Origin of the sequence: Sulfuricurvum sp. RIFOXYD12_FULL_44_77 (genome assembly GCF_001830725.1) — a bacterium.
GTDB lineage: Bacteria > Campylobacterota > Campylobacteria > Campylobacterales > Sulfurimonadaceae > Sulfuricurvum > Sulfuricurvum kujiense_A.
In genome coordinates, this window is sequence record NZ_MIBU01000043.1 from 1 (window position 1) to 10,039 (window position 10,039).

Sequence of the window (10,039 nt, forward strand, 5' to 3'; positions counted from 1 at the left end):
ATAATGTTTTATAAACAGGAGACTATTGATGTTAGATTGTGCGATTATCGGAGGAGGACCTGCCGGACTTACCGCAGGGTTATATACCACGCGAGGTGGATTAGATAATGTCACGATGTTTGAAAAAGGGCTTCCCGGCGGCCAGATAACGATGAGTTCAGAGATTGAAAACTATCCTGGGGCAACAGCTCATAATTTAAGCGGCATGGATTTTATGACTCCATGGCCGGAGCAATGCCAACGTTTCGGATTGAAACACGAGATGTCGGAAGTAACACGGGTATCACGTCGTGAAGACGGAATTTTTATGATCCAAAAATCTGACGGCTCATCCGATGAGGCAAAAAGTGTGATTGTCTGCACCGGTTCTACTCCGAAACGTGCCGGATTTATCGGAGAAGATACGTTTTTCGGTCGCGGTGTGAGTACGTGTGCCACATGCGACGGGTTTTTCTACAAAAATAAAGAGGTAGCGGTTGTCGGTGGCGGTGATACGGCACTCGAAGAGGCACTCTATTTGGCAAAAATCTGTACCAAAGTTTATTTGATTCATCGTCGTGACACTTTTCGTTCAGCCCCTAATACCATTGCAAGAGTAAAAGGGACGGCAAATATCGAATTGGTTTTAAATGCTATCCCTGAAGAGGTATTTGGCGGTGCAATGGGAGTTGATGGACTTCGTGTAAAACTCGAAGACGGCTCACTCCGTCAAATTGATGTTCCGGGGGTATTCGTATTTGTCGGTAATAATGTAAACAATCAGGTTTTAATCCAAGAAGACGGAACATTTTTATGCGATATGACCCAGTGGGGCGAAGTAAAAGTTGATTTGAATATGAAAACATCGGTTTCGGGTCTTTTCGCAGCAGGGGACATGCGCGAATCGGCTCCGAAACAAGTCGTTTGTGCGGCAGGCGACGGTGCCGTTGCCGCACTTCAAGCGATTGGGTATGTGGACGGACATCAATAGCTTTTAAACACTATGAGTGTAAAATGTCATTAGAATAATGCAGTATAGGGATTGTCCATAATGATAAGAGCAGGTGTATTTGGCGCTGGCGGGCGTGTCGGGAAGTTATTGATTGAAGATTTGCGTCATGAAAGTGAGATTTCACTAGGGGCAGTCTATGTTCGTAATGAGCTTAATTTCTCAATCGATCCTTCGGTCTTGGTAACGAATGATATGGTGACGTTACTGAAAGGATCGGATGTTATTATCGATTTCTCATTACCTGAAGCAACGCAGGTGTTGCTCGAAAAAGCGATTGAACATCCTAAACCTTTGGTTATCGGAACGACGGGTCTTGATACCCATCAGATGAATCTCCTTAAAACAGCGAGTGAATCGATGCCGATTTTGTACGCAACGAATATGTCTTTGGGTGTTGCCCTACTGAATCAACTTGTTCACTTAGCCGCCAAAACACTTGACGGATTTGATATAGAAATTGTCGAACAGCATCACCGTCATAAAAAAGATGCCCCTAGCGGTACGGCTCTCACACTTGCCCACTCGGCGGCAGCGGGACGGAATCTTGATCTTGATGCGGTGCGTGTCAGCGGACGTAACGGAAATATCGGTGAGAGAACCAAAGATGAGATTGCCGTGATGGCATTACGCGGCGGTGATATCGTCGGTCGCCACACGGTCGGATTTTACAATGAGGGTGAATTCATCGAGCTTCACCATACCGCAACCAGCCGCAATACCTTTTCAAAAGGTGCCATTCGTGCCGCAAAATGGTTGGCGGGAAAACCAAACGGTCTTTACAGTATTCAAGACTGTTTAGAACTAGCATAAGGAAACAAAAGTGCGTAGCTTAAATGAAAAATGTGCAGTAGTCGGTATTTTCGACCATCCGGAAGCGTCAAAACTGGCTTACTTTTCCCTCCATGCCCTTCAACATCGGGGTCAGGAAGCAGCCGGAATCAGTACCAGCGATGGGGAAAAACTCTATACGATTAAAGATCGGGGTTTGGTCACCCAAGTGTTTGATCCCCAAAAGCTCAATACCCTCAAAGGGCATATGGCAATCGGACATACCCGTTATTCGACGGCAGGGGATGATTCCATTCTTGATGCACAACCGGTATTTGCCCGTTATGACTTGGGAGAGATGTCGATTGTTCACAACGGTAATCTCACCAATGCCAAAGAGGTTCGTGATGCCCTCATCAAAAAAGGGGCAATTTTCCAAACCTTTATGGATACGGAAAACCTGATCCATCTGATCGCAAAAAGTGATCAGCACCATTTGACCGACCGTATCATCGATGCCGTCAAAAAGATCGAGGGTGCCTACTCGCTTGTTTTTCTCAGCCGCTCTAAAATGTTCGCGATGCGTGATCCGCATGGTTTCCGCCCATTAAGCCTCGGACGCGTCGGTGATGGCTATGTCGTTGCGTCGGAGACGTGCGCGTTTGATCTGATCGGTGCGGAGTATATCCGTGATGTTGAACCGGGTGAATTGCTCATCTTTGAAAAAGGGAAAGCCCCTCAATCGATCAAAGTGTTTGAGCCGACTCCGAAACACTGTATTTTTGAATACGTTTATTTTGCCCGTCCCGATTCCAATGTTTATAATCAAAACGTTTATGAGATGCGAAAAGCGATGGGGAAAGCGCTTGCCAAAGAGCAGCCTGTTGTTGCCGATATGGTTGTGCCTGTCCCTGATGGGGGTGTTCCTGCAGCGATTGGCTATTCGCAAGCTAGCGGCATCCCTTTCGAGATGGCGATCATGCGTAATCACTACATCGGACGTACCTTTATCGAGCCGACCCAAGAGATGCGTGATTTGAAAGTCAAAATGAAACTTTCTCCGATCAACGACCTTATCCGTGGGAAACGTCTGATCGTTATCGATGACTCTATCGTTCGTGGAACGACAAGTCGTCAGATCGTTCGAATGCTTAAAGCGGCAGGGGCGGCAGAGGTGCATATGCGAATATCGAGTCCTCCGACAACCGATCCGTGCTACTATGGGGTTGATACTCCCGATAAAGAGAAACTGATTGCGTCGAATATGACGAATGCAGAGATCTGTGCCTTTATCGAAGCTGATTCACTGGGATATTTGAGCAATGAAGCATTACTCGCTAGTGTAAACGGCAAAGAAGAGAATTACTGTACTGCCTGTTTTACCGGCAAATACATTATTTAGAGTCCGTTATGCGGGAGCAGATTTTCACGTTCGGGCAATATCTGCACCGTAAATTTGGGGTAAAAGTCTCTAAAGTCCCCGTTTCTATTTCCGGATTTACCTGCCCTAATATTGATGGGACGGTGGCAAAAGGGGGATGCACCTTTTGTGAGAACGACTCTTTTAGCCCAAGTCTTGACCATGCTCGCTCTCTTAAGGGGTTTTACCTCAATCTCCATTCAACCGCTAATCCCCACTTAGAAAAACAGCTTCAACAATTAGAGTGGCAATTCACCTCTCTTTCGAAACGGTTGCAAAAAGAGAATAACTCTGAGAAATTTATGGTCTATTTTCAAAGCTTTACCAATACATATGCCCCCTTCGAAACGCTCAAAGCCCTTTATGAAAAAGCATTGTCATTTGAGAATGTCGTAGGGCTTAGTATCGGGACACGATCAGACTGTATCAGTGATGAGACGTTTGAGTATCTCTCAGAACTCTCACAAAAAACGGAGATTTGGATCGAGTTCGGGATTCAATCCATCTACGATGAGACGCTGGAGAGGATTAATCGCGGACATGACAGTGCCAATGTCAAAGAGACTATTCTAAGAGCTAAATCGTATGGATTGAATGTGTGCGGCCATCTCATTTTCGGACTTCCGGGAGAGAGTAAAGAGATGATGCTGGAGACAGCGAAAGAGGCATACTCCTTAGGGATCGATTCGGTCAAATACCATCCGCTCTATGTCGTTAAACGGACAGCTCTTGCAAATGAATATGCGCGTGGTGAGTTTGAACCGATTAGTGAAACGCTTTACTTAGAGGTTTTAAAAGAAGCGATAGTTTTAAAACCCTCTTATGTCAGTGTGCAGCGTATCAGTGCAGGGATTGATGATGAAAGTTTGATTGCACCGTTATGGTGCAAAGATAAGAATGGACAGATTCGCTCTATTAATAAAGCGTTGGAAGCGGTAGGATTAAAGTACTGAGAGTAACTCAGTTAACTTTAGCGGTAACGTCAAAGGATGCCCTTTTAAAGTGAGAGGGGTAATCCATCATAATAGTGAAAGATTTGGCTTTCCCGGGATTCAAATATTCCGCTATCACGTGTTCTTCCACAACATTTTGCGTTTTAAAATCGGGATCATCCCCTTTGTATAGTTCTGCAAAGACAGAAGGCTGTGTAAAAAGTGATTGTTGATTATTACCGCCACCGCCACCGCGAGAATTTGAGAGCATAACGGTTGCGACGACATTCGCAACCGGAAAATTACCGACATTACGAACTGTCCCTTTTATCACTATTTGTTCCGACTGGTAATAGCGCTCTTCATCAAGATTAGAGATTTCAACACGATAAACATTTTCATTGATTGATTTCCACGCAAAAATACCAATGAGTAAAAGGATAAGTGAAATTGTCGTTAAAATTGAAAATTTTGAGTTCGTGCGCATTGAAACTAAAATTCCGATGATAAATAATAATCCTAAAGTAACCAGTAAAAGATAATGCCAAATGGTTAACGGGCTCATCGACACTCTCCTTTTATTGTAATATTGTAATCTTTAGTATAGCGAAACGGCTCAACAAAAAGTTTAAACGGTGCCGATTGCCCAGGGGATATCCTTTCTGTAAGTTTGAGAGCACCTTTTTTGAATGGAAAATTGGGATAAAGACGATCTAAATATTGATTATGACTTACTTTATGGACTCCTACGTAAAGTGTGCACTCTTGAAAGGGGCGTTTTGAAGTATTATTGATCTCCCCTTTTATCATAAGTGCTTCAGTAAATTCCAATGCTTTTACTTCGTGGAGGGCTATTTTATTTTTAAATAGGTATTGATGCAGTTTGATATACCCAACGACTGAACCTACGGTTAAGACGGTGAAAGCTAATAGAACCATAAAAATAGCCAGCCCCATTTTATTTTTAAGAGCGATAGCTAATACCAATAATAAAAGAAAGAGGACAAATATACCCCCGAAGAGGAGGTAATCATATAGAAGTAAGTGGTTGATAAAATCGATTATTTTTGCTTTCATTGTTCCCGCGAGTTTTTCTCCGCAATCCCGCTTATTCCGAAGCGACGTGCTAATTCTTGTTTGATGCGATCGGGAGAAATATTTTTATGTCCCAGTGCGACTAAGACGTGATACACTAAATCGGCACATTCGTAAATAATTTCATCTTCGTTTCCGTCTTTGATCGCAAAACTAAACTCTCCCGCCTCTTCGACCACTTTTTTGAGGATAGCATTGTCCCCTTTTGAGAGGAGTTTTGCTGTCCAAGAGGTTTCAGGATCGCCATTTTTGCGGCTAAGAATAGTATGATACAGTTCATCAATGATACCGTAGGCTGCCGCCGTATCGATAGTAGGTTCACTGATACTTTCTCCGCTTTCGATATTAGTGAAAAAACATGATTTACGGCCTGTATGGCATGCAACACCCTCTTGACGAACGATCAGTAAAAGGGTATCGTTATCGCAGTCGAGGAGAAACTGTTCGATATGCTGCAGATGACCGCTGGATTCTCCCTTTTTCCAAAGACGCTTTTTAGAACGAGAGTAGTAATGCGCGATTCTTGTCGAGAGGGAGAGTTCCAACGCTTCACGATTCATATATGCCATCATAAGTACTTCAAGGGTTGTCGAGTCTTGAACAATAACGGGAAGGAGCTCTGATTTTTGCCAATCGATAAGATTAAGATTCATGGGTTATTTCCCTATTGAGCTTATTTTTTGGCTGTCGCCGCTTTTGGTATCAAGCCAAATGTTCGGAGTAGAGCCTCCTGGTGTTAGGAAAATTTTTGCATCTTTATTCTCTTTAAGTGCTTCGTTAAATTTCCCTTGTACCTTGATTTGCTCCAATTTTAGCAATCCCGGTGTGAGTGACTGAGCTACGAGATGGTTGGCTTTGGCTTGAGCGGTTGCTTCAATGGTGAGAGCATTTGCGGTACCTTGTGCTTCTGTCTCTTTTTTGAACGCCTCTTGTTTCGCCCGTTCGACATCCTGCTGTGCTTTTTCAACCTCTTGTTTGGCAACCTGAACCCGCTCAATTTGATCTTTTACTTTTTGAGGAAGACCGATTTCACGCAGTTGAATGGATTCAAGATCGGCAGGGCCATTTTTTTGGCGATCAACGCTACTGCGAATACCCGCTTCAATTTTGAGAGCGATCGCATTGCGCATAATCGGCAACGTTTCTGCATCGTATTGACCGATGACGTTACGAACAACATCTCGAGCAACAGGATCGATGATTTTATCTTCCCAACTAAAGCCCCAGTTGGAGATTGTTTGGGCCGCTAGTTGAGCATTTAAACGATACTGTACGGTTAGCTCGATTGTAACAGGAAGTCCGCGCTTATCCAAAACCGTAATCGCCGGCTTGAGGACGATTCCATCCCCCGCCGTCGATGCACGTTCGATTTTATCGGCATAGTTAATAATACGCACTTTCGTATCGACAATGTAGACTTTTTGGATGAATGGAATCAGGAAATGGAGACCCGGCATTAATGCTTGATCTTCATACTTACCGTTGGTGGAGAGGATACCACGTTCCCCCTCAGTGATAATAATGAACGGTTTTGCCAAAATGAGGAGCAAAAGTATTCCACCGATGATCCATAACATTCCCGCTTTTTGGCTGTTCATATTAAAATCAAATTTTGGCGGTTTAGGAGCATTAAATCCGCCCCCTTTATTAGCCTCATTTTTTTTCTTGTTAAAATAGTCGTTCATATCACTTGCCATGCAGGATCCTTAATTGATATAGGTTAAATAATGGTCGTAATCAGGATTACGTCCGCATACGATGTCGAAATAAGCCGCTTGGATTTTCTCCGTCAACGGCCCGCGTCCGCCTGCACCGAGTACCCGTGCGTCTACTTCGCGAATAGGGGTGATTTCTGCCGCCGTTCCGGTGAGGAATGCTTCATCGGCGACGTAAATCTCTTCACGGGTGATTTTTCTGCGTGTTACTTTGATCCCCATATTTTCCGCCATCTCGATAACGGTTTTTTGGGTAATCGATACGAGCGAATTGTCATTCGGAGGGGTGATAAGTTCACCGTCTTTGATAAGGAAGAACGAGGCACCGCTTGCTTCGGCAACGTATCCCTCATCATCGAGGAGGAGTGCTTCATCGTATCCTGCTTCAACCGCTTCAAATTTTGCCATTTGAGAGTTGAGATAGTTACCGACCGCTTTGGCTTTACCCATATTCGACTTGTTATTCGGACGGCTGAATGATGAGATTTTCAAACGGATTCCCCGCTTCATCCCCTCTTCACCGAGGTATGCGCCCCATTCCCACGCTGCAACGGAAACTTCGACCGGTGCTTCTTTGTGGTAGACACCCATAACACCGTAACCGAGGTAAACGATCGGGCGGAGATAGACGTTTTCTCCGGTAAATTCGTTCGCTTTTAAAAGCTCAATTTGTGCTTTGTTGAGTTCTTCAACGGTATAAGGGACAGTAATAAGGGTCATTTTCGCCGATTCAATCAAACGTTTTGTGTGGTCGTTTAGACGAAAAATTGCGTACCCTTTTGGGGTCTTATACGCTTTAGTACCTTCGATAGCACCGTTTCCGTAGTGCAGTGTGTGAGAAAGGACGTGAATTTTTGCTTCACTCCATGGGAGCAGTTTGCCGTTCATCCAAATGTATTTGGCTTCATTCATAGGGAAGATCTCCAAAAGAAAAATTGGGAGATTTTAGCGTGAAAGGGGTTTGATGTTTATTAAGCTAATAACAATTCCCGCGTTTGCGGGAAAAATTAATGTGAGGGGGTGTTGATCATCCAGATTGAAAATACATCGAGATAATCCCAAAACGATTGGATGTATTCGGGATTTATCCCTTCGGCTTCGAGCGGAGGGAGGAGTTCCGCATAAAATTCGAGCCATCTTTTGCGTCCGTGTTCATCAATACGAAACGGTGCGTGGCGGCCTACCATACGAGGTTCTCCACGGCTTTGAGCAAAATAATCAGGCCCCCCGCAGATTTGAATCAGAAAATCAGCGGCATGTTTTTTAGCGGCCGCGAAATCTTCATCATCATTGACGGGGAATAAAAATGCAATATCGCTGTTACGGATCATCTCATAATGATCATCCACTAATTTGCGAAAACGCTCTTCTCCCACTTGGAAAAAAAATCCCGGATGGGGTTTGGTGACAGGAGGGCGTACCCCTAAAACACCGTCGGTAATTTTAAGCTCTAGCATGATGATCCTCTGCGTATTTTTGAGACACATTCTAAAGAGAAGATGAAAAGAAACTCCTTAAAGAATCTGCTTCCCCCTCTTTTTAGGTGATGATTTGTATAATTGAAACATAATTTAGTGAGCGGAGAGAGTTTATGGATGCGCATGTATGGATGGGTTCACGAGAGGTTATGGCTCAAAGCTATACGGAGCGTCTCAGCCCGTATGACGGGCGTGTCGTGTCGCGCGCTGCAGAGTGTAATGCCGATGATGCACGTCAGGCACTCATCATTGCCAAAAACGCTTCTAAAATTGCTAAAAAAGTCCCCTTGCATCAGCGATGTGCTTGGTTGCTGGATGTTGCTTCCAAACTCCGCCAACAGCGTGAATCGTTCGCAAAAGTTTTGTGTGATGAGGTAGGTAAACCGATCACTTATGCACGGATTGAAGTGGATCGTTGTATTGAGACGATCACCCTCTCCGCCGAGACGATGCGTACCATGCATGGGGAAACGATCAATACCGATGCTATGCCCAGCGGAAGAGCTGCCCAAGCCTACTGGCGACGAGAGGCGGTTGGAGTTGTCATAGCGATTACTCCGTTTAACTTTCCGCTCAATCTAGTAGCGCATAAATTAGCTCCTGCATTGGTAGCGGGGAATACGGTCGTTCTCAAACCGACTCCCGAAGCACCGCTTTGTGCCTATAAACTCTCCCAGCTGTTTATCGAAAGCCCTTTTGCTACCCCTGATGCTCTGAGTGTCGTCTACGGTGACGCGGAGGTGGGAAGTACGTTAGTCAGCAGTGATATCCCTCGTGTCATCAGTTTTACCGGATCGGTCAGTGTGGGCAATATCATTACAAAAAGTGCGGGGATCAAAAAAGTCTCCTTAGAACTCGGCGGCAATGCGGCGACCTATATCGATACGAGTGCCGATCTGGAGTATGCGGCATCACGTTGTGCCATAGGAGCCTTTGTCAACTCAGGGCAGGTGTGTATCTCGTTGCAACGTATTTATGTCGATAGTGCCATCTATGATACCTTCGCCCAAAAAATGGCGGAAGCGACTGCTAAATTGGTGGTCGGTTCACCGTACAATGAGGAGACTTTTTTAGGACCTTTGATCAACGATGAAGCAGCTGAACGGGCAATGAGTTGGGTGGAGAGCGCGATGGAAGAGGGGGCTCGACCTCTCACTCCTCCGCACCGTGAAGGGCGAATTTTTTATCCGTGCGTGATGGCGGATGTGACCGAGTCGATGAAAATCGTTTGTGAAGAGGTCTTTGCTCCGATTGTCAGTTTGGTGCGGGTAAATGGAATAGACGATGCCATTGAGAAAATGAACAACTCACCGTATGGATTACAGTTTTCGGTCTTCACGAATAACCTCTCTCATGCAACCCAAGCGATCGATCAACTGGATGCAGGGGGGGTGGTCATCAACGATATGCCGACACTCCGTTTCGATATTCAGCCCTACGGCGGTGTGAAACTCAGCGGTGTCGGGCGCGAAGGGCCACGTTTTGCCATCGAAGAAATGACAGAAATTAAATCAATCGTAATTTTATAAAAAGGTATTAAAAATGTTAGAAGTAGGAAGTGTTTCCCCCGATTTTTGTTTGAGTAACCAAGACGATGTAGAGATTTGTTCTCGCGATTTGCGCGGAAAATGGATTGTTTT

The 10,039-nt window shown here is 44.9% G+C and carries 11 protein-coding genes and 1 pseudogene; 6 read left to right on the forward strand and 6 right to left on the reverse strand.

Going from position 1 to position 10,039, the window contains the following annotated elements; translation table 11 throughout:
- The first annotated feature begins 28 nt into the window (after positions 1-28).
- Genes A2517_RS02040 through A2517_RS02055 form a run of 4 tightly spaced genes read left to right on the forward strand, consistent with a single transcriptional unit; the run spans position 29 to position 4,132 of the window.
- On the forward strand, positions 29-970 hold the full coding sequence (locus A2517_RS02040; RefSeq protein ID WP_294893703.1) for an FAD-dependent oxidoreductase: 942 nt from the start codon (positions 29-31) through the stop codon (positions 968-970).
- Positions 971-1,030: 60 nt separating this feature from the next.
- On the forward strand, positions 1,031-1,801 hold the full coding sequence (gene dapB, locus A2517_RS02045) for a 4-hydroxy-tetrahydrodipicolinate reductase (protein ID WP_294893704.1): 771 nt from the start codon (positions 1,031-1,033) through the stop codon (positions 1,799-1,801).
- Between the two features lie 10 nt (positions 1,802-1,811).
- Positions 1,812-3,161, forward strand: a complete 1,350-nt coding sequence (gene purF / locus A2517_RS02050) for an amidophosphoribosyltransferase (RefSeq protein ID WP_294893705.1) — start codon at positions 1,812-1,814, stop codon at positions 3,159-3,161.
- Between the two features lie 8 nt (positions 3,162-3,169).
- Entirely contained in the window at positions 3,170-4,132 is a 963-nt protein-coding gene (locus A2517_RS02055; RefSeq protein WP_294893706.1) for a TIGR01212 family radical SAM protein, read from the forward strand.
- 7 nt (positions 4,133-4,139) lie between these two features.
- On the opposite strand, the gene A2517_RS02060 is transcribed toward A2517_RS02055, so the two are convergent.
- The 6 genes from A2517_RS02060 to A2517_RS02085 form a co-directional block, all read right to left on the reverse strand.
- Complete coding sequence (locus tag A2517_RS02060) at positions 4,140-4,676, reverse strand: DUF2393 family protein (protein ID WP_294893707.1); 537 nt, start codon at positions 4,674-4,676, stop codon at positions 4,140-4,142.
- Positions 4,673-5,188, reverse strand: a complete 516-nt coding sequence (locus A2517_RS02065; RefSeq protein ID WP_294893708.1) for a DUF2393 family protein — start codon at positions 5,186-5,188, stop codon at positions 4,673-4,675. The genes A2517_RS02060 and A2517_RS02065 overlap by 4 nt, the downstream gene beginning before the upstream one ends.
- On the reverse strand, positions 5,185-5,859 hold the full coding sequence (gene hisIE / locus A2517_RS02070; protein ID WP_294893709.1) for a bifunctional phosphoribosyl-AMP cyclohydrolase/phosphoribosyl-ATP diphosphatase HisIE: 675 nt from the start codon (positions 5,857-5,859) through the stop codon (positions 5,185-5,187). The genes A2517_RS02065 and hisIE overlap by 4 nt, the downstream gene beginning before the upstream one ends.
- Positions 5,860-5,862: 3 nt before the next feature.
- The gene (locus A2517_RS02075) at positions 5,863-6,903 is read right to left on the reverse strand and encodes a prohibitin family protein (RefSeq protein WP_294893710.1); all 1,041 of its coding nucleotides are present in this window, start codon (positions 6,901-6,903) and stop codon (positions 5,863-5,865) included.
- A gap of 9 nt (positions 6,904-6,912) precedes the next feature.
- Positions 6,913-7,833, reverse strand: a complete 921-nt coding sequence (locus A2517_RS02080; RefSeq protein WP_294893711.1) for a branched-chain amino acid transaminase — start codon at positions 7,831-7,833, stop codon at positions 6,913-6,915.
- 95 nt (positions 7,834-7,928) lie between these two features.
- A complete protein-coding gene (locus A2517_RS02085) occupies positions 7,929-8,378 on the reverse strand; it encodes a globin (protein WP_294893712.1) in 450 nt (149 codons plus the stop codon).
- A gap of 134 nt (positions 8,379-8,512) precedes the next feature.
- Between A2517_RS02085 and A2517_RS02090 the strand changes: the two genes are divergently transcribed.
- Both A2517_RS02090 and A2517_RS02095 read left to right on the forward strand, forming a co-directional pair.
- Positions 8,513-9,928, forward strand: a complete 1,416-nt coding sequence (locus A2517_RS02090; protein WP_294893713.1) for an aldehyde dehydrogenase family protein — start codon at positions 8,513-8,515, stop codon at positions 9,926-9,928.
- Between the two features lie 13 nt (positions 9,929-9,941).
- Positions 9,942-10,039: pseudogene (locus A2517_RS02095) on the forward strand (peroxiredoxin); the annotation flags it as partial.